The 19728-nt window shown below is 71.2% G+C and carries 15 protein-coding genes and 1 pseudogene; 8 read left to right on the forward strand and 8 right to left on the reverse strand.

Features of this window, described 5'->3' with window-relative positions:
• Window positions 1–193 precede the first annotated feature (193 nt).
• A complete protein-coding gene (locus tag AB0J87_RS56775) occupies window positions 194–2785 on the reverse strand; it encodes a GNAT family N-acetyltransferase (protein ID WP_363983025.1) in 2592 nt (863 codons plus the stop codon).
• 164 nt (window positions 2786–2949) lie between these two features.
• Here AB0J87_RS56775 and AB0J87_RS56780 point away from each other — a divergent pair, with 164 nt between their 5' ends.
• Together AB0J87_RS56780 and AB0J87_RS56785 are read left to right on the forward strand one after the other, a co-directional pair.
• Window positions 2950–3687: a universal stress protein gene (locus tag AB0J87_RS56780; RefSeq protein ID WP_363983028.1), complete on the forward strand. Its 738-nt coding sequence runs from the start codon at window positions 2950–2952 to the stop codon at window positions 3685–3687.
• A 61-nt stretch (window positions 3688–3748) separates the two neighbouring features.
• Entirely contained in the window at window positions 3749–4591 is an 843-nt protein-coding gene (locus AB0J87_RS56785; protein ID WP_363983031.1) for a universal stress protein, read from the forward strand.
• Here AB0J87_RS56785 and fdhF read toward each other — a convergent pair.
• From fdhF to AB0J87_RS56800, 3 genes are all read right to left on the reverse strand, one after another.
• Entirely contained in the window at window positions 4586–7261 is a 2676-nt protein-coding gene (gene fdhF, locus AB0J87_RS56790; protein ID WP_363983034.1) for a formate dehydrogenase subunit alpha, read from the reverse strand. The two genes, AB0J87_RS56785 and fdhF, sit on opposite strands and share 6 nt — an antisense overlap.
• Window positions 7258–8901 carry an NAD(P)H-dependent oxidoreductase subunit E gene (locus AB0J87_RS56795; protein ID WP_363983237.1) on the reverse strand — a complete coding sequence of 548 codons (1644 nt, stop codon included), beginning with the start codon at window positions 8899–8901 and terminating at the stop codon, window positions 7258–7260. The genes fdhF and AB0J87_RS56795 overlap by 4 nt, the downstream gene beginning before the upstream one ends.
• 422 nt (window positions 8902–9323) lie before the next feature.
• Window positions 9324–10169, reverse strand: coding sequence for a universal stress protein (locus AB0J87_RS56800; protein WP_363983037.1), 846 nt, complete (start codon window positions 10167–10169; stop codon window positions 9324–9326).
• 125 nt (window positions 10170–10294) lie between these two features.
• Between AB0J87_RS56800 and AB0J87_RS56805 the strand changes: the two genes are divergently transcribed.
• A complete protein-coding gene (locus AB0J87_RS56805) occupies window positions 10295–10489 on the forward strand; it encodes a hypothetical protein (protein WP_363983040.1) in 195 nt (64 codons plus the stop codon).
• Between the two features lie 337 nt (window positions 10490–10826).
• A complete protein-coding gene (locus tag AB0J87_RS56810) occupies window positions 10827–11552 on the forward strand; it encodes a flavodoxin family protein (RefSeq protein ID WP_363983043.1) in 726 nt (241 codons plus the stop codon).
• A gap of 128 nt (window positions 11553–11680) precedes the next feature.
• Here AB0J87_RS56810 and AB0J87_RS56815 read toward each other — a convergent pair.
• Both AB0J87_RS56815 and AB0J87_RS56820 read right to left on the reverse strand, forming a co-directional pair.
• Window positions 11681–11869: pseudogene (locus AB0J87_RS56815) on the reverse strand (hypothetical protein); the annotation flags it as partial.
• A gap of 149 nt (window positions 11870–12018) precedes the next feature.
• Window positions 12019–13188, reverse strand: a complete 1170-nt coding sequence (locus AB0J87_RS56820) for an acyl-CoA dehydrogenase family protein (protein WP_363983046.1) — start codon at window positions 13186–13188, stop codon at window positions 12019–12021.
• Window positions 13189–13301: 113 nt separating this feature from the next.
• Here AB0J87_RS56820 and AB0J87_RS56825 point away from each other — a divergent pair, with 113 nt between their 5' ends.
• On the forward strand, window positions 13302–14015 hold the full coding sequence (locus AB0J87_RS56825) for a TetR family transcriptional regulator (protein ID WP_363983049.1): 714 nt from the start codon (window positions 13302–13304) through the stop codon (window positions 14013–14015).
• Here AB0J87_RS56825 and AB0J87_RS56830 read toward each other — a convergent pair.
• Entirely contained in the window at window positions 14005–14415 is a 411-nt protein-coding gene (locus tag AB0J87_RS56830; protein ID WP_363983052.1) for an organic hydroperoxide resistance protein, read from the reverse strand. The genes AB0J87_RS56825 and AB0J87_RS56830 overlap by 11 nt on opposite strands.
• 80 nt (window positions 14416–14495) lie before the next feature.
• Between AB0J87_RS56830 and AB0J87_RS56835 the strand changes: the two genes are divergently transcribed.
• Window positions 14496–15068 (forward strand): TetR/AcrR family transcriptional regulator, encoded by a 573-nt coding sequence (locus AB0J87_RS56835; RefSeq protein WP_363983055.1) that lies wholly within the window; start codon window positions 14496–14498, stop codon window positions 15066–15068.
• A 25-nt stretch (window positions 15069–15093) separates the two neighbouring features.
• Here AB0J87_RS56835 and AB0J87_RS56840 read toward each other — a convergent pair whose 3' ends face one another.
• Window positions 15094–16884 (reverse strand): PA14 domain-containing protein, encoded by a 1791-nt coding sequence (locus AB0J87_RS56840; protein WP_363983058.1) that lies wholly within the window; start codon window positions 16882–16884, stop codon window positions 15094–15096.
• Window positions 16885–17000: 116 nt separating this feature from the next.
• Here AB0J87_RS56840 and AB0J87_RS56845 point away from each other — a divergent pair, with 116 nt between their 5' ends.
• Both AB0J87_RS56845 and AB0J87_RS56850 read left to right on the forward strand, forming a co-directional pair.
• Window positions 17001–18020, forward strand: a complete 1020-nt coding sequence (locus tag AB0J87_RS56845) for an aminoglycoside phosphotransferase family protein (protein WP_363983060.1) — start codon at window positions 17001–17003, stop codon at window positions 18018–18020.
• 97 nt (window positions 18021–18117) lie between these two features.
• Window positions 18118–19725: an FAD-dependent oxidoreductase gene (locus AB0J87_RS56850; protein WP_363983063.1), complete on the forward strand. Its 1608-nt coding sequence runs from the start codon at window positions 18118–18120 to the stop codon at window positions 19723–19725.
• The last annotated feature ends 3 nt before the right edge of the window (window positions 19726–19728 follow it).

The raw sequence follows: 19728 nt of genomic DNA on the forward strand, positions 1-19728 counted from the left end.
GCAGGCCTCCTGGGCTACAGCACCGCCCCGCTCGTCTCACGCGACATCATCGGCAATGCCGCCTCCTGCGTGTTCGACTCCTCCCTCACCCAGGCGCGCGAGGACCTGGGCGAGGTCTTCGGCTGGTACGACAACGAATGGGGCCATGCCAACCGGCTGGTCGACATGGCCCGGGGGATGGCCTGACCTTTGGTCAGCGCATCCGCCGCAGCAGCTGTGAGGGCGGCTTTTCGCAGGGCGCCACCCGGATCCGGGCGTCCACGGTGACCGCGCCCTCCGGAGTGACGATGACCGGGTTGAGGTCGAGCTCGGCCACCTCGGGCAGGTCTTCGAGCAGCCTGCCGATCCGGACGACCTGATCGGCCAGGGCGGGGACGTCGACGGGTGGTGAACCGCGGTAGCCGTGCAGCACCGGGGCGCAGCGCAGCTCGCCGATCATCTCGAGGGCGTCGGTGACGGGAGGCACCCGGAAGGCGCGGTCGGCCAGCAGATCGGCCATCACCCCGCCCATGCCGACCATGACCAGCGGGCCGAACACCGGGTAGTTCACGCCGCCGACGATGATCTCCACGCCGCTGGGCAGCATGCGCTGGACGATCGCGCCGGTCATCTCCGTGCCTATGCGCGCTGACATGTCGTGATACGCCTGCCGTACCTCGTCGGGGGTCTGAAGGTTGAGCCGCACCCCGCCGACCTCGCTCTTGTGCACGGGACCTGTGGCCTTGAGCACGGCGGGCAGCCCCACGCGCAAGGCCGCCGCGGCGGCGGCCTCAGGGCCGTCCACGTCGAGGGACTCCACCGGCGTCACGCCGTAGCAGCCGAGCAGCCGGGCGGCCTCGGCGGGTGATAGCCAGCCACCGTCCGGGTGCGTCTCCAACTCCGCGTGGACGATCTCCCGGGCGGTCTTCTCGTCGGCGGGCGGAGGCACTGGAACGGGTTCGACGGGCCGGCTGCGCCATTCGGCGTAGCGCACCGCGTGGGCCAGGGCCTGGACGGCCTGCTCGGGGAAGGCATAGCTGGGGACGCGGCCGTCGATCAGGCCGTCGTGGCCGACGACGCAGGCCAGCACGGTCTTGGCCGCCGTCTTGGTGGCATCCGCGATGGCCTGACGAGTCGCCTCCAGGCCATCACCGAACGGTGGGGTGTAAACGACAAGGACCACGTCTACCGCGGGCGAAGCGGCAAGGACCTCGACGGCGGCGCCGATCTCGGCGGCGGTGGCATCGGCGGTCAGGTCGACCGGGTTGCCCAGCGCGGCGGCGGCACGGGCCTCCAGCAGTCCGGGCGGCAGCTCCGGAACGATCAGGCCGTGGGCCTCGCAGGCGTCGGCGGCCATCGCCTGCGGCCCGCCCGAATTGCCCACGACGGCCACCCGGCGACCGGCCGGCAACGGCTGACCGGCCAGCAGCTTGGCAGTGTCGATCAGCTCGTGCACGCTGTCGAGCCGGATCACACCGGCGGCCCGGGTGAGCGCGTCCACCGCCACGTCCGGGGTGGCCGCGGCAGCCGTGTGCGAGCGCACCGCCCGGCCACCGGCCTCGCCGCGACCGCTCTTGACCAGCAGCACCGGCTTGCGCCTGCCGACCCGGCGGGCGATACGGGCGAACCTGCGCGGGTTGCCGAACGACTCCAGATACAACGCGATCACGCCGGTGTCGTCGTCGTCCTCCCAGTACTCCAGCAGGTCGTTGCCGCTGACATCGGCCTTGTTGCCGACCGACACGAACGACGACACCTCCAGCCGATCCAACAGGGCCGCGCCCACGGCGCCGGACTGCGACATCAACGCCACCCGCCCGCGGGCGGGCCGGTGCGGCAGAAAGCTGGCATTCAGCCAGGCTCCGGTGTTCACCACACCCAGGCAGTTCGGGCCGATCAGCCGCATCCCGGCCGTACGGCACAGCTGCAGCAGCTCCGACTCCGCCGCGCGCTGCCCGGCCTCGGCGAACCCCGACGTCAGCACCACCAGCCCCGCCACTCCCGCCGCGGCGCAGTCACGCGCCACCTCCAGCACCTGCCGGGCGGGCACCGCCACCACCGCCAGGTCCACGCCATCGGGCACCTTGGAGTGGCAGGCCAGCCCGGCGATCTCGCTCGCGTTCGGGTTGACGGGATGGATCGGCCCGCAGAAGCCGCCGTCGATGAGGTTACGCAGCACCTTGTGACCGACCGCGTGCTCGCTCCTGCTCGCACCGATCACCGCCACCGAGCGCGGCGCCAGGACACGCGCGAGCGAAGCCCGCTCGGCCTCGTGGTCGCGGGCCTCGATGGCCGTCAGCAGCCTGGGCGTGGGTTCGGCGGCGATGCTGACGTGCAGCGTGCCGCCCCCGAAGCGTTGCTCCACCTTCAGGCCCAGGTCGCGCAGCACCCGGATCATCGGCCGGTTCTCGGCCAGCACGTCGGCCACCAGCTCGCGCACGCCGTGCTCGGCGGCGTCCACGGCGACGTGCTCCAGCAGGAGCGTGCCCAGGCCGTGCCCGTGCACGGCGTCGTCCAGAAGGATGCCCAGGTCGGCACGGCCGTCCTCGATGGGGATGTACTCGGCTATCGCGACCAGCCGGCCGTGCAGACCGGCCACTCGCGCGCGGCCGTCGTACTTGTCACTGGTGATGCGATCGATGTAGGCGTGCGCGGTGTTGCGTCCGCCGGTGAAGAACCGCAGATAGGCCGAGCGCTCCGACGAGCGGTCCACCAGCTCGTGCAGAGCCTCGCGATCGGCGGGACGCAGCGGGCGTACATGAGCGATGCCGCCATCACGCAGCAGTACGTCGTATCCGTCAGGCATGCCGGGCTCCCGTTCAGCCGAGTTTTGGCCCTTGAACCTGACGTTTCCGCACGACGGGTGTGCTCGGCAGTGCCGGACGACCTTCTGGCCGGGGACCAAGGTCCCGGCGGGCCGGGTCGCCCGACTCTACGGCGGGTTCCGGGAATGCTCCGACACTGAAGGTGATGACTTCCTGCCCGGGAAAGGGGCCCGAGGACATGGACCACATCGTGCTCGGCTACGACGGCTCGGACTTCTCGATGCAGGCCCTGGACTGGGCGCTGGACGAGGCGGAGCTCCGCAAGCTGCCGTTGACGCTCGCCCACGCCTGGCAGTGGCCGTACGGCGATGCGGAGGAGGAGGCCAAGTCCCACCTGCGTAAGGCGGCCGATCACGTGCTGTGGCACGGCGCCGAGTGCGCCCGCTCGACCAGTTCGGGGGTACAGGTCGAGACCGATCTCTACGAGGGCCCTGCGGCTCAGCGCCTCGTCGAGCTTTCCGGCGATGCCGTGCTCGTCGTGGTGGGCTCCCGCGGGTTGAGCGCGCTGCCCAGGGCCGTCGTGGGCTCGGTGGCCGGATATGTCGCCGCTCATGCCGAGTGCCCCGTGATCGTGGTACGCGGCCCGGGTCCCCTGCCCGCCCCGACGGATCCGGGACCGATCGTCGTAGTCGACAGGGAGCCGGATGCCTCCGTCCTGGAATTCGCGTTCGGGGAGGCCGCCCTGCGTCAGGTGCCGGTGTCCGCCTCGGTGGACCTGACCGAATGGGCGGAACACCGCCCGGAAGTCCGCGTCCAGCCCGGCGAGGCTCATGATCACGCGACGCTCATGGTCGTCGGGCGCAGGCGCGCCGCCTGGGTCGGCGCGGCAGACTCCCTCCTCCAGCACGCTCCCTGCCCTGTGGCGGTGGTGCCCGAAAGGTGAGCGCCGTGTGCGCGGATGTCCGTTTCGGGAAGCAGGAGGTGGAGCTCTGGGAAGGAGGCGGATGATGGCCGGATCAATCGTGGTCGGCGTGGACGGCTCCACGCCATCGAGCGCGGCGGTCGAGTGGGCTGCGGCCGACGCCCGACGCAGACGGCTGCCTCTGAAGATCGTGCACGTGTGCGAACCATGGCCGGAGGGCTTCGACGGCAGGAAGTACTGCCTCGGCACGCTGGAAGCCGCCGCCGACAGCGCTCACGCGGTGGGCGGGGAGGTCGAGACAACCACGGAGCTGCTCGAAGGCAACGTGGTCGAAGCGCTCATCGGCCAGTCGGCGTCGGCAGATTCCCTGGTGCTGGGGAGCCGAGGATTGAGGGGATTCGCCGGACTGATGCTCGGCTCGGTGGGCCTGGGGGTCGCGGGCCATGCCGCCGGGCCGGTCGTCATCGTCCGCGCACCCGTAGCCGCCGAGCAGGGCCAGATCGTGGTCGGCGACGATGGCTCGGAAGCCGCGCAGGAAGCCGTGGCGTACGCCATCGAGCAGGCTCGCGCCCGCCGCGCACAGCTGCTCGCCGTGTACGCCTGGCAGGCGCCGATCGTCTCGGCCTACGCCCCGGACTACGGCGATCTGCTGGAGGACTCGTTCCAGGAGGCGGCCCGCACTGCTCGCGAGCGGATGATCCGATGGCGGAAGGACCACCCTGACATCGAGATCACAGACCGGCAGGTGCGCGAGCACCCGGTGCCCGCGCTCATCAAAGCCTCCGGCACGGCGGACCTGGTCGTGGTCGGCTCGCGCGGGCTGGGCGGGTTCGCCTCCGCAGTGCTCGGCTCGGTCAGCCACGGCGTGCTGCACCGCGCTCACTGCCCGGTCGGCGTGGTACGGCCACGCGGCAAGGAGTCATGAGTACTCCTGCGCGATGCGCAGGCGCACGGCGGTGACCTTGTACTCCGGGCATGAGGTCACGGTGTCGGCATGGTCGGAGGTGAGGGCGTTCGCCCGGCTGGACGCGAAGTGGAAGGTGCAGAAGACCTGGCCCGGCGTGACCTCCTCGGTGATCCGTGCCGGAAACGTGGCCTGCCCGTGCCGGCTTTCGACCAGCACCGTGTCGCCGTCGCGGACGGCGTGACGGGCGGCGTCGGCGGGATGCAGGTCGACGTGGTCCGAAGGGTCGAGTTCGATGGTGCCGGACCGCCGGGTCATGTTGCCGGAGTTGTAGTGCGCCCACCGGCGACCCGTGATCAGGATCAGGGGATAGTCATCGTCAGGGCTCTCGCCCGGCGGCAGGTAGGGGCGGGCGGCGAGATGCGCCAGCCCGTCCGACGTGGCGAATCCGTCCAGGTAGAGCTTGGCCTCTCCGGGCTGTTCGGGATCGGGGCACGGCCAGGGGATGGCGCCTTCGCGATCCAGCCGCCGGTGGGAGATCCCGGCGAACACCGGCGCCACCCGGCCGCATTCGGCCAGCGCCTCGGCGGGGGTCGGGCAGCCCAGGTCGGCGCCGTAGGCGGCGGCGATCGCGTGCACGATGGCGAAGTCCGTGCGTGCCTGGCCGGGCGGGACGAGAGCGGGCCGTACGCGCTGGAATCTGCGGTCGAAGTTGACGAAGGTGCCGTCCTTCTCCAGCCAGGACGCGGCGGGCAGGACCACGTCGGCGTGGCGGGCGGTCTCGGACAGGAACAGCTCCTGGCTGATGACCAACGGGCAGCACTCCAGCGCTTCGATGACCCGGTTGGTGTCGGGGTCGGTGGCGCACACGTCCTCTCCGATGATCCACAGGGCTCGCAGGGCTCCTGAGCGTGCCGCCGCGAACATCTGCGGGATACGCAGGCCGTCGTGGTCCGGCAGCCGGGTGCCCCACACCTGCTCGGCCCGCCCGCGCGCGACGCGGTCGGTGATCCGGCCGTAGCCGGGGAGCAGGTCGGGCAGGGCGCCCATGTCGGAGGCCCCTTGGACGTTGTTCTGCCCCCTGAGGGGGTTCACGCCGAACCCGTGGCCGGTGCCGACCGCGCCGCGCAGGATCGCCAGGTTCGCAAGTGTACGAACGCCGTCGGTGCCGTGCAGGTGCTCGGTCACGCCGAGCCCGTAGACGATGGCCGGCCGCTTGGCCACCCCGTACAGGCGCGCCGCGGCGACCAGATCCTCCGCGGGCACGCCGGTGATCTCGGCCACCCGATCGGGCGTGTAGTCGGCGAGTACCCCGGTCAACTCCGGCAGCCCGCTGGCGCGGTGCCGCAGGAACTCCTCATCGACCAGGCCCTGCGTGAGCAGCACGTTGGCCAGGCCGTTGAACAAGGCGACGTTGGTCCCCGGGCGGGGCCGCAGGTGCACGTCGGCGTAGCCCGCGAGCCCGACGGCCCGCGGGTCGGCCACGACCAGCCGCGCGCCGTGCAGCGCCCGCTGGAGCAGCCGCGCCCCGACGACCGGGTGCGCTTCGACCGGATTCGCGCCCACGACGAGCAGGCAGTCGGCGCGCTCCACGTCCTCGAAGGCGTCGGTGCCGCCGGACAGGCCGAACGCGGCGGTCAGTCCGGCGGCGGACGGGGAGTGGCACAGCCGCGAGCAGTTGTCGACGCTGTTGGTGCCGATGACGACTCGCATGAACTTCTGGATCAGGTAATTCTCCTCGTTGGTGGCCCGGGCCGAGGTGATCGCCGCCACCGCGTCGGGGCCCGCCTCGGTCACCGCGGTCCGCAGCCCGCGAGCGATGTGGGCGAGCGCCTCGTCCCAGCTCACGGGCTCCAGGCCGGAACGGCGGCGCAGCAGCGGCTGCGTGAGCCGTTCCGGAGAGCGCAGGAACCCGTGGGCGAAACGGCCCTTGACGCACGCGTGCCCTCGATTGACCGGGCCGTCCTTGGCCGGCCGCACTCCGGCGACCTCGCCGTCCCGGGTCAGCACGTCCAGGGCGCAGCCGACGCCGCAGTATCCGCAGGTGGTACGCGTACGGGTGAGCGTGGCCACCTGAGTCCCGAGCGGCAGCCCCGGCTCGGTGAGAGCGCCGGTGGGGCACGTATCCACGCATCCACCGCACGCGACGCAATCCGATTCCGCCCAGGGGCCACCGGTGCCGGGCGCGACCACCGTCTCCGAGCCGCGCCCCACCAGCGTGAGCGCGAAGGTGCCCTGGACCTCGGCGCACATGCGCACGCAGCGGCCGCAGGCGATGCACAGATCCCGGTCGAGCCGGACGAACCGATGGGAGCGGTCCAGACCCCTGCCGGCACCGCCTTGAGCGGCTTCCGCTCCGATGCCCAGGGCCCGGCACACCCGGGCCAGTTCCCCATCCCCCTCCAGCGCCCGAGGCGGAAGTGCTGAGACGATCACTTCCACGGCGTCATGGCGCAACCGGCGCAGGTCTTCTTCCTCGACGCTCACCTGGGCGCCGTCCACCGCAGGGGTCACGCATGCGGCTACGACCCGCCCATCGAGCCGTACCAGGCAGGCGCGGCAGGAGCCGACGGGCGTCAGCCGGTCGTCATGGCAGAGGGTGGGCAGATCACGGCCTGCGGCTCGTACCGCCTGCAGCACCGTGGCATCCTGCGGAAGATCGACGACCGCGTCCTCCACCGTGACCCTCATCCGCCCCACCCCCGCAGACGGTCCTTGTAGGCGCGGGCCAGGCTCCGCACCGCATGCGGCAGCCGACGGCCGAACGCACACAAACTGGCCTCCCTCATCACGTTCAACATGCGGGCGTACGCGTCGCCGGGCGGAAGCCCGGACCTGGCCTGTTCGAGCCCGCGACGGGAGCCGACCCGGCACGGCGAGCAGGCGCCACAGCTCTCCGCCGCGGCGAACGCCCACACATGCCGCAGCACATCCAGCGGCTCCAGCCCACGGTCGACGGCCACCAACCCGGCATGACCCAGCGCGGCGCCGTAACCCGCCAGCCCCGCCTCCGTGAGTGGCACATCAAGATCCTCTTCTGACAGGAACCCACCCAGCGGGCCACCGACCTGCAGCACACCGAGCTCGGCCCCCTCCCGCAGGCCACCGCCCAACTCAGTGACGATCCACCGCACCGGCACGCCGAGCTCGACCTCATAACAACCGGGCCGGGCGAACCGCTCCGACAGGCAGACCAGCTTCGTACCGGTCTCGCCAGGCGTGCCCCGGCGGGCGTAGGCCTCGCCACCGCGGCTGACGATCCACGGCACCGCGGCCAGGGTCTCGACGTTGTTGACCACCGTCGGCGCATCCCACAGACCCTGGCTGGTCGGGTACGGCGGTCGGGCCCGCGCGCAGCCACGACCGCCTTCCAGCCCCGCGATCAGCGCCGTCTCCTCGCCCGCGACGTAGGAACCGGCGCCCGCCACCACCTCCATCTCCAGGTCCACGTCGCTGCCGTGCACCCCTCGGCCAAGGTGGCCCTCCGCACGCGCCTGCTCCACGGCCTGACGCATCGCCGCCAGCGCCCGCGGATACTCCGAACGCACCAGCACCAGACCACGGCGCGCCCCGCAGGCGAAGCAGGCCAGCGCCAGCCCTTCCAGCACCCGCGCCGGATCGGCCTCCATCAGCAGCCGGTCGGCGTACGAGCCTGGGTCGCCCTCATCGCCGTTGGCGATGACCACCGTGTCCGGCGAGCCGCCCGCCGCCGCCCACTTGGCCGCCACGGGGAAGCCCGCGCCGCCCCGGCCGCGCAGCCCGGAGGCCGCGACCTGCGACCGGACCAGCTCCGGCGAGCGCCGACCGACGGTTTCCATCCAGGTCCGCCACGCGGCTTCACCTGCCACGATCCCGGCCAGCACGACCGGGTCCCCGGTGGCGTCGGCCACCGGGATCGGCGGTGCCTGCGGCTGCGCACGTCCGGCCACCTGGTCGACGACGTCCGGGCCGACACAGGGTGTCTCGCCGTCCAGGCAGGCGGGCCCGGCGTAGCAGTAACCGAGGCAGCGGACCGTCTGCAGGGAGACCCCGGCGTACCGATCGAGATCGTCATCAGCCGTGACGCCGAGTACGTCCTGGACGGCAGGCAGATGCCGGCCCGCCTGCGCCGCGAAGCACGCGGTCGCGGCGCAGACCCGCACGTGACGGTGCCCGTGCGGAATCGCCAGGTCCGCGTAGAAGCTGGCCGGGCCCAGCCCTGCCGCCGCGGGCAGCCCGAACCGCCTGGCCACCTCCGGCGCCCAGCTCCCAGGCGCTCCCCCATGCTCCTCGGCACCTTCGGCAAGAGCCTCGATCAGGCGAGCACCTGGCCGCCCGCGTCGCTCAGCCAGGGCGCGAAATGCATCGAAAGGGTCGCATCACGAATTTCTTCCTGCCCGTTTCCCGGATAACAGACACACGCGCACCCGCTCCTACCTGCGGATCTCTTCACCGACCGCGTGCGTCAGGAATCAACCGCAGCAGGGGCCGCGGCAGCGTAACCACCGCCCTGGCCCTGCCCAGGACCCAAGACCAATGACCCCTGAGCCTGGCCAGCGGACCGACGAGCCCCACAGCACGCCTGCGTGCTCGGAGATGCCGGGCCAGTCTCCACAACGCCGCCATGAACGATGAGGAGGTCGTCCTTGTCGAAGGTCACCTCGGACCTCACGTCCACGACTCCCTCGATCAGCTCACAATCCGCCGGCGCGGCCTCTGCCGGCAGCGGCGAACGTCCCCGATGCCGCGTGACCAAGGCCCTGACCAGCCATTACTATGCGCGGACCACCGCCACCGGGCAGTGAGCGTGGCACAGGACACCCCGGCTGACCGAGCCGAGCAGCATCGAACCCACGGCATCGCGCCCATGCGAGCCCACCACCAGCAGGTCCGCCCGCTCGGACGCGTCGATGAGCGCGTTGACCGGATGCGCGCAGTGCACATCTTCGACCAGCTTCACCTCCGGGTAGTCCGCGCTGAAGATCTTCACCGGGTCGCGCACGATTTGATGCTGCGCCGTACGGACCTCGTCCGTGTCGTAACTGCTGAGCCCTGGTGTGAAGGCGTGCACCGGCAGCTGCCAGGCGTGCGCCACCCGCAGCGTGCTCCCGCGCAGCTTCGCCTGTTCGAAGGCATAGGCGAGCGCAGGCTCGCACTCCGGTGAGTCGTCGACCCCGGCCACGACCTCCAGATATGTCGGCTGTTGCTTACCGCGCACGACCACGACGGGGCAGTGCACGTGGCCGGCCACGTGCATGCTCACCGAGCCCAGCAGCGCGCGGGCGAACCCGCCGAGCCCTTGGCTGCCGACCACGACCTCGGTGGCGTCCTTGGCCTGCTCCCGCAGGACCTCGGCGGGCCTGCCCTCTAGGTCCTCGGTCGTGACCTCGACAGTGGGCTGGCGCTCGCGCACGAGTTCCTCCGCCTCACGCAGGATCCTCTGCCCCTCTCGCTGCAGCACATCCAGGAAGGTGTCATTGGGGAATTTGCGGATCTGGTACGGCGAGCGGTCCACGGCATGGACGATCCGTAGCGGTTCCCGCATGCGGAACGCGTCGTCGGCCGCCCACTCCAGCGCGGCACGGGAGTTCACGGAGCCGTCCGTTCCTACGACGATCATTGCGTGCCTCCTCCGTCATCCTCCATCTGACCCGCTCGCGCCCGTCCACAGCAGGGCCGGAGGTCGGTCCCGCAAGGGCCGAAGGACCCTGGCCGCCGAGCGGGTGGCTGGCTGGCTTCGTGGACATGTCCGCCGGATACGTCCAGCACCTCGAAAGCCATCTGGGCACTCCCGACACAGGTACGGTGACCCGCCTGGCCACCGCCCTCGAAACGACGGCCGAGGACCTGCTGGGCGGTGGGCGCGATCGCCCGCCCGGCCCCGGATCCGGCTCGGCCGACGCGCACCGGATCACGGGCCGCCGCATCCACGGTCTCTGAGGAGACCCGTAGTCACTTCGGCGGCCCTTCAACGGCCCCGGAACGCCGAGGGCCGGCGTGACGCATCAGGTCCCCACGCCATGAACGGCGGCTCGTGACCGCTATCAGGTGCTTGGCGGCAGCGGTTCGACAACGCTACGGGAGCTGAGCCGGTTCCAGTTCGCCGTGGCCCGCACCTCGGTGACTGGTTCGGGTGGGCGACCGGGTGAGCCAGACGGCGCAGCCGTCCGTCGCCTCGTCCCGTGGCTGCCGCAACGCGGCGAGCCTGCTGGCCGAAGAGCACGTACGGTCCGAAACTGCCCACGGAGGCACCTGGACCGCATCGAAGGGAACCGTCATGATGACAGTCAACGGAGCGCCTGCCCGGTATGACGATCTGCGGGCGCTGTTCATCAACTGCACCCTCAAGAAGAGCCCCGAGCGCAGCCATACCCAGGGGCTGATCGATCTCAGCGCGCACATCATGGACACGCGGGGTGTAAGCGTCGCGCAGTTGCGGGCGATCGACCACGACATCGCCACCGGTGTGTGGCCGGACATGACCGAGCACGGCTGGGAGAGTGACGAGTGGCCCGCCCTCTACCAGCGGGTACTCGCCGCCGACATCCTGGTCATCGCCGGGCCGATCTGGCTGGGCGACAACAGTTCGGTGACCAAGAAGATCATCGAACGGCTGTACGCCTGCTCCAGCCTGCTCAACCAGGCCGGCCAGTACGCCTACTACGGGCGGGTGGGCGGCTGCCTGATCACGGGCAACGAGGACGGCGTCAAGCACTGCGCCATGAACGTGCTCTACAGCCTGCAGCATCTGGGCTACACCATCCCGCCGCAGGCCGATGCCGGCTGGGTGGGCGCCGCCGGACCCGGACCGTCCTACCTCGACCCGGGCTCGGGTGGGCCGGAGAACGACTTCACCAACCGCAACACCACCTTCATGACCTGGAACCTGCTGCACCTGGCACGCATGCTCAAGGACGCCGGCGGCATCCCGGCCCACGGCAACCAGCGCTCGGAATGGGACGCCGGATGCCGCTTCGACTTCGACAACCCCGAGCACCGATAGAGGCGATTCGGCTGGCACGCATGCTCCGGTGGAGGCGCTCAACGGCGGTTGGGCCGTAGGTCCCGCAAACGACCGACACCTCCGGCTGGGCCCACCGTTCAGCCCGGCCAGTCCGCCGACGTTGGTGGCACCTCGGAGTCGAGGCGGTCGTAGCAGCCCGCCACGTACGTGCCCGGCGTGCGCGACTCGCCGTCCGGGGTGGCGCCCCGGGTGGCGAACCTGCCGTTGCCGAGCGTGCACAACGCCTCCCTCAGTCCCTCTCGACCGAGATCGAAGCCGTCGTACGCGATCTCCCAGGCGGGGCCGATGCCGCCCATATCCAGGACGCTACCCACACAAGCCCTGTCCAGCCCTCTCCGGACGCCCTGCCCCCGTGACCCCGAACCGCTCTTCCGAGCGGCACCGCCTACGTGCGCGACCCGGCTTCGCGTATGATCACTTAACCGGGTTCCCGCACGTCAACTGCCTACTTGAGGAGCTGGCGGGCCATCACCAGGCGCTGGATCTGGTTGGTGCCCTCGTAGATCTGGGTGATCTTGGCGTCGCGCATCATCCGCTCGACCGGGTAGTCCCGCGTGTAGCCGTACCCCCCGAGCAGTTGGACGGCATCCGTGGTGATCTCCATGGCGGCGTCCGAGGCCGCGCACTTGGCCGCGCTGGAGAAGAAGGTCAGCTCCTTCACCGGAGTCCCGCGCATGGCCGTCTCGGACATGCCCGCGGCCGTGTACGTGAGCTGCCGGGCCGCCTCCAGTTTCATGGCCATGTCGGCGATCATGAACTGCAGACCCTGGAAGTCGGCGATCGGGCGGCCGAACTGGCGGCGCTCCTTGACGTAGCCGATCGCGTAGTCGAGGGCGCCCTGGGCGATGCCGAGGGCCTGGGCGGCGATGGTGACGCGGGTGTGGTCGAGGGTGGCAAGGGCGGTCTTGAAGCCGGTGCCCGGCTCGCCGATCATGCGCCAGGCCGGGATGCGGACGTCCTCCAGGATCACCTGGCGAGTCGGTGAGGCCTTGATGCCGAGCTTCTTCTCCTTGGGGCCGAAGGAGACGCCCTCGTCGGACTTCTCCACGACGAAGGCGGAGATGCCGCGCGCGCCGGCCGAGGGGTCCGTCACCGCCATCACCGTGTAGTACTCGGACACGCCGGCGTTGGTGATCCACATCTTGGTGCCGTTGAGGACGTAGTCGTCGCCGTCCCGGACCGCCTGGGTCTTCATCGACGCCGCGTCCGAGCCCGCCTCCGGCTCGCTCAGCGCGTACGAGAACATGGCCTCGCCACTGGCCACCGAGGACAGGTAGCGGGACTTGAGCTCCTCCGACGCCGACAGCAGGAGCGGGACCGTGCCGAGCTTGTTGACGGCCGGGATGAGCGAGGACGAGGCGCACGCCCGCGCCACCTCCTCGATGACGATCACCGTGGCCAGCGCGTCCGCCCCCGCGCCCCCGTACTGCTCAGGGATGTGTACGGCGTGGAAGTCGGCCGCCACGAGGTCCTTGTAGACCTCCCAGGGGAACTCCTCGCTCTCGTCCGCGGCGGCGGCCTGCGGGGCGATCTTCTCCTCGGCGAGGGCCCTGATCGCCTCGCGGAGCATGGGGTACTCCTCCGCCACGTCGTGCAGGTGGCCGGCCAGGCTCATACGCTTCTCCCAACTCAAGGACAGGCACTCAGTGACTTAAGATAAGGCACTGAGTGACATGACGCCAGAGCAGGTGTACGGTGAAGCCCCCGTTGGCGGATGGAAGGGAGCAGATGTCCGCGAGGCGAGACGCGCGCCGGGAGTTGATGTCCGCGGCCATCAGCATGTCGCTCGAGGCCGGGTTCGACGCGACCACGGTGGACGAGATCGCCAAGGCCGCCGGAGTGGCCAGGCGGACGTTCTTCCGGCACTTCCGCACGAAGGAGGACGCGATCCTCCCCGACCACGACGCGTGCCTGGGGCGGGTGACGGAGTTCCTGGAGTCGGCCTCCCCGCTGCGCTCGCCGCTTCTCGTGATCGCGGACGCCGCCGGGATCGTCCTGGACATGTACGCCGAGGACCCGGAGACCGCCGTCAAGCGGTACGAGCTGACGCGTCGGGTGCCGGCGCTGCGCGAGTGGGAGATCGCCGCCACCAGCCGCTACCAGCGGGCCTTCGTCGGCTACATGAACGGCCGCCGCGCGAAGGACGAAAGGCCGGAGTTCCGGCTGCGCCACGAGGTCGCCTCCGCCGCCGTGGTGGCCGCGCACAACCACGTGCTGCGCGGCTGGCTGCGCTCCGCCGGCCACGGGGACGTACGCGCGCGGCTCTCGGCGGCGATCTCGGAGGTGACCAAGGCCCTCGGCCCCTGGGTGGACGGCCTCGAGGCCGAGGCTGCCGCGGACGAGGTCATGGTCGTCCTCACCACCCGCCGCACGCCGCTGTGGAAGATCGCCGAGGAGATCGAGGCCGCCACCGGCCGCCCCGACGACCCCGCTACTCGATGACCAGGTTGACGGGGATGTTGCCGCGGGTGGCGTTGGAGTAGGGGCACACCTGGTGGGTGGCCTCGACGAGCTCCCTGGCCGCCTCCGGCGCGATGGAGTCGGGCAGCTCGACCCGGAGCGTGGCCTCGAGCTGGAAGCCGCCCTTGCCGTTGGGCGACAGGCCGATCTCGGCCGTGACCGACGCGTCCGAGACGTCGAGCTTCTGCTGCGCGCCCACCAGCCGCATCGCCGACGCGAAGCAGGCGGCGTAGCCGGCGGCGAAGAGCTGCTCGGGGTTGGTGCCCTCGCCGTCGCCGCCCAGCTCCTTCTGCAGGGCCAGCTTGACGTCCAGCTTTCCGTCCGAGGAGACCGCGCGGGCGTCGCGTCCGGCGGAGGTGGCGATGGCGGTGTAGATGCTCATGTCGTTGCCCTTCGTTAGACAGACCTGTCTGTCTGCCGCTAGGCATGAGAATAGACAGGTCTGTCTGGTACCGTCAACTCGTGAGCGCAGAAACGTTGGAGGGCCGTCGCCCCAGCCCGGCGCGCGAGCGCGTCCTCGAGACCGCGACGCGCCTGTTCTACACGGACGGCGTCCACTCGGTCGGGATCGACCGGATCATCGCCGAGGCGGGCGTCGCCAAGGCGACCTTCTACCACCACTTCCCGGGCAAGGACGACCTCGTCCGCGCCTACGTGGTCCAGCAGACCGCGCTGCAGCGCACCCTGGTCACGACCCTGCGGGCCACCTCGCCGCGCGAGAAGCTGCTGGAGATCTTCGCCTACATGTGCGAGTTCGGCGCGGGCACCAGCTATCGCGGCTGCCCGTTCGTCAACACGGCGGCCGAGTATCCCGACCCCGCCCACCCCGTACGGCAGGCCATCAGCGAATATCGCCGCTGGGTCCGCGACCTCTACCGCGACCTCCTGGCCGCCGACGGCCACCCCGACCCGGAGCGGACCGCCGACATCGTCCTGCTGCTCAGGGACGGGCTCGTGGTCGGCTTCGACCTCGACGATCCCGCCACGGTCCGCGCCGCCGTCCAGGAGGCTCTCACCAGGGTGCTGGCCACCTGAGCCTCCCGGCCGGCGGGCTCAGGGCTCAGGCGGCGAGCAGGTTCGCCGTGGGGATGATCTGCCGCTGTACGGTGGGGCTGGACCAGTGGAGCTGGGCGATGGCGTCGTAGCCGCTGTCGTAGAACTCCATCTTGATGTCGTGCGCCCCGGCGCTCAGCGCGATCTGGCCGCTGTCGTCGCGCTTGGAGTGGTCCGTCCAGTTGTCCACGAGGAGCGTGCCGTCCACCCAGAGCCGCACGCCGTCGTCGCTCGTGGTGATGAACGTGTACGTCTCGGCGCGCTCGGCGATCACCTTGCCGGTCCACCGCACGCTGAACGTGTCGGCGGACACGGCCGGGTCGGGGGCGTTCGCGCCCCAGTCGAAGTCCACCGCCGGGTCGATCCGGGTCAGCTTGGGCGCGGTCAGGTCGGCGTTGTCGAAGTAGGTCGCCGACAGGCCCTGCTGGTCGATGACCAGGGTCGTGGCCGAGCGCGCGGGGAGCGTGAGCGTCGCGGCGCCGCCCGCGACGGCGGCCGTGCCGGTGCGGTGCGGGGCCCACGCGTCGGCGGTGCTCTGCCAGATCGCGGCCGTGCCCGCCGTCAGGCCGGTGAACGCGAGCCTGGTCTCCAGCGGCTGGGCGCCGACGTTGACCAGGACGACGTTCTTGGACCCGTCCGAGGCGAACGCGTACAGCTGGTCGGTGTCGGCCGTCGCCTGCACCATGGTCGTGCCGAACGGGCGGAACAGGCCCTCGCCGGTGAACATGCCGATGCCGTGGTAGATGGGCAGCGGCTCGCTGCGCGGGATGCCGCCCTCACCCTTCGTGCTGGTCAGGCCGAGCTGGCCGTTCTTGTCGCCGTACTGGTAGGCGGCGGCTCCGGCGTGCAGGATCCGGCCCAGCGCCGCCGCGCCCCAGAGCGTGTTGAAGTGGGTCAGCGTACGGTGGCCGTCGGGGTCGTCGAAGTCGGAGTTGAACTCGCCGATCTGGAGGTCGATCTTGCGGCCGAGCACGGACTCGGCCAGCGCGCCGACCTCCTTCAGGTCCTTCTCGTAGCTGCGGATGGCGGCGCCCAGGAGGTCCTCGTCGCTGATCGGGTCCGTGCCGTTGCCGTAGTCGTGGTAGTCGAGGAAGTCGACCCGGTCCCGCGAGCCCTCCAGGAACGTCCTGATGTACGACAGGTCGTTCCAGGCCGTGGCGGGGCCGCCGACGCGGACCGCGGAGTCCACGGCATCGAGGGCGTCGGTGATCAGGTTGAAGCGCCGGCTGTACTCAGATGCCGACATTTCCGGCTTTTCTGGGGTACAGGTGCAGTTGAGTTCGTTGCCCAGAATGAAGCGGCGCACCGGCGTGCCCGAGGCGGCGAAGTGCCGGTAGAGGGCGACCGCGTCGTCCCGGTTCACCTCGGCGGTCTGGCGGCCGTCCACCTGGAGGATGACGACCGGCTCGGCACCCAGGTCGCGGATGGCCGCGATCCAGGCGTCGCCCGTGATGGTCGTGTCGCATTTGTACCCGCCGCACACGATCGTGCTGGAGTGGTTGCCCGGCTCCTGGTAGTGCAGCTCTATGCGCATCCGGCCCGCTTTGAGGTTGCGCAGGTTTTCGCGGTGCCGGGAGTCGTTCGTGATGTACGAGCCCTCGCCGTACCCGGTGATGCCGACGCCGTAGTCGCCGGCGGACAGCGTACGAACCGGCTTGGTGAAGTCCACCGACACGGCGGCGGACACAGCGGCGGGCACGGCCGCCTCCGCGGGTGCCGCCACCGGCCAGATCGCCACGGCCGCGGCCAGGCCGCCCGCGAGAGCGGCGCGGAGCGCGCGGCGCGCTAATGCAGTCATCCTTCTCCTGTCACAAGATCCGTGAGAACCCGTGGATCATGACATATACGAATGACAGCCGAGTGAACGCCGCTGTGGCGGTTCATACTCGAACGCGTGGATCTCACCGCGGAGGGATGAGCGTGGTCACGGAGCTGGTCGCGTACGTGCGCGAGGCGTTCGGGTGGGATGACGACGTCGTGGTGTCGGCCGGGCCGCGCGGCGCGCTGGGGCAGATCTGGCGGCTGGAGGTGGGCCCGGCGCGCTACGCGCTGAAGGAGATCTTCGGCGAGCCGCCGTCGGAGGCGTTGATCGAGGCGGAGCTGGCGTTCGCGAGGCGGGCGGCCGAGGCGGGAGTGCGGCTGCCGGCCGGCTACCCCGACCGCGCGGGCCACCATCTGCTCAGCGCGCCCGGCGGCGGGCCGTGGCTGCGCCTTTACGACTGGATCGACCTGCGCCCGGTCGATCTCGCGGCGCGGGCCACGCCGCAGGAGCTCGGAACGCTGCTGGCGCGCCTGCACCGATGCGCTCCCGCCGCGACGGCGGAGGCGGACGGCGGGCCACCCGCCGCCTGGTACCACCAGGTCCCCGCCGAGCGGGAATGGGCGCGGGCGGAGTATCACCGGGTCCCCGCCGAACAGGAATGGGTGCGAGGGGGCCCGGCCTGGGCCGGGCGGCTGGCCGAGCGGCTGGCCACGCTGCCCGAGCTGTGCGCGGCGGTCGCGCCGGCCGATCCCGCCGAGCTGATCGTCTGCCACCGCGACCTGCACCCGGAGAACGTCCTGGCCGACCCCGCGGGCGCCCTGGTGGTCGTCGACTGGGACAACCTCGGCCCGGCCGCGCCGGGGCGGGAGCTGGCCAGGGCGCTGTTCGACTGGTTCTGCGACGGCCCGGACGCGGACCTCGACGCCATGCGGGCCATGTACGAGGCCTACGTGCGCGACGGCGGGCCGGGGCGCATCACGAAGGCGGCCGACTTCTCGATGCTGCTGGCGACCCGGCTGAACTTCCTGCTGGTCCAGACCCGCGTCGCGCTGGACCCGGGGACCGAGCGGCGGCACCGCGAGTGGGCGGAACGCGAGATCGACGAGTCCCTGCGCATCCTGCCGACGCCGCGCCAGCTCGCGGACGTGCTGGCGCTGGCAGCCTCCCGCTGACCCGCGGGGCGGTTGGTGTGGCTATGACCGCAATGGGTATGCCACCCATGATTACTCACAGTAATCGCCACACTACGTGTCGAAGAGGGCGAACCAGATGAGAGTCGTCGTTGATCTCACCCGTTGCGAGGGCTACGGGCAGTGCGCCTTCCTCGCGCCGGATGTCTTCGCGATGCGCCGTTCCGAAGCCCTCATGTACGAACTCCACCCGGACGACTCCGAGCGCACCCGCGTCCTGCGCGCCGCCGCGGCCTGCCCGGTCCAGGCCCTGGTGGTCGACCAGGTCCACACGCTCGGAAGGCCCGCCAAGGCCGCCCCGCCCAGGCCGGTGAACGGGAAGAGGCCCGTGGAGGTCGGCCGCATCGTCATCGTGGGCGCCTCGCTGGCCGGGCTGCGGGCGGCGACGACGTTGCGCAGGGAGGGCTACGCCGGGTCGCTGACCCTGATCAGCGCGGAGCCGTACGAGCCGTACGACCGGCCGCCGCTGTCCAAGCAGGTCCTGACCGGGCAGGTGGCCGCCGACGACACCGCGCTGCCCCGGCGGGCCGAGTTCGAGGCCGAATGGCTGCTGGGGCAGGCGGCGACCGGGCTGGACCTGGCGGCCAGGCAGGTCCACCTCGCGGACGGCCGGAAGGTGGACTTCGACCGCCTGCTGATCGCCACGGGAGCACGCGCCCGGCCCTGGCCGAACGCGGAGGAGGCCGCCCTCGACGGGGTGTTCGTGCTGCGTACCAACGAGGACGCGGCCCGGCTGCGGGAGCGGCTGACCGCGGGCCCCGGACGCGTGCTGATCATCGGCGCCGGCTTCACCGGGTCGGAGATCGCCTCCGTCTGCCGCGAACTGGGCCTGGACGTCACCGTCACCGAGCGCGGGAAGGCGCCGCTGTCGGGCGCGCTGGGCGGGACGATCGGGGCGATCGCGGCGGACATGCAGCGCGACCACGGCGTGGACCTGCGCTGCGGGGTCACCGTCGAGGCGCTCGAAGGGGACGGCGACGGTCGCCTGCGCCGCGCCCGCCTGTCCGACGGCACCACGCTCGACGTGGACGTGGCGGTGGCCGCGCTCGGCGCGGAGCGCAACGTCGAATGGCTGGAGGGCTCGGGGCTGGCCGCCGGGGTGTGGGGCGTCGCCTGTGACGCGGGCTGCCGCGCGTTCGACGTCAACGCCCTGGTCACCGACAACGTCTTCGTCGCCGGCGACGTGGCGCGCTTCCCGCACCCGGTGTACGAGTACCAGTTCCTGTCCCTCGAACACTGGGGCAACGCGGTGACCCAGGCCCAGGTCGCGGCGCACAACATGATCAGCGCCGAGAGCGACCGCTGGCCGCACGTGTCCCTGCCGGTCTTCTGGTCCGCCCAGTTCGGCGTCAACATCAAGTCCGTCGGGGTGCCGACCTTCGCCGACGAGGTCGTCATCGCGCAGGGCTCGGTCGCCGATCGCCGGTTCGTCGCCGTCTACGGCAACCGGGGCCGCATGACGGCCGCCGTCGCCTTCGACCAGGCGATGTGGCTCGACTTCTACCAGGCGCAGATCGAGCGGGCCGCGCCGTTCCCGCCTGGCCCTGGCATGGTCGGGCAGCCCGACGGCCTCCAGGTCATGCCGGCCGACGTACCGCAGCGGATCTCCCCCACCTACGGCGCGACCGTGGTGCTGACCGGCCACAACCCGGACGAGCGCCGCGTGACGCTGCAGCGGCGGCAGTGAACC

It is taken from the genome of Nonomuraea sp. NPDC049625 (assembly GCF_040675285.1).
In the GTDB taxonomy this organism is placed as follows: Bacteria; Actinomycetota; Actinomycetes; order Streptosporangiales; family Streptosporangiaceae; genus Nonomuraea; species Nonomuraea angiospora_A.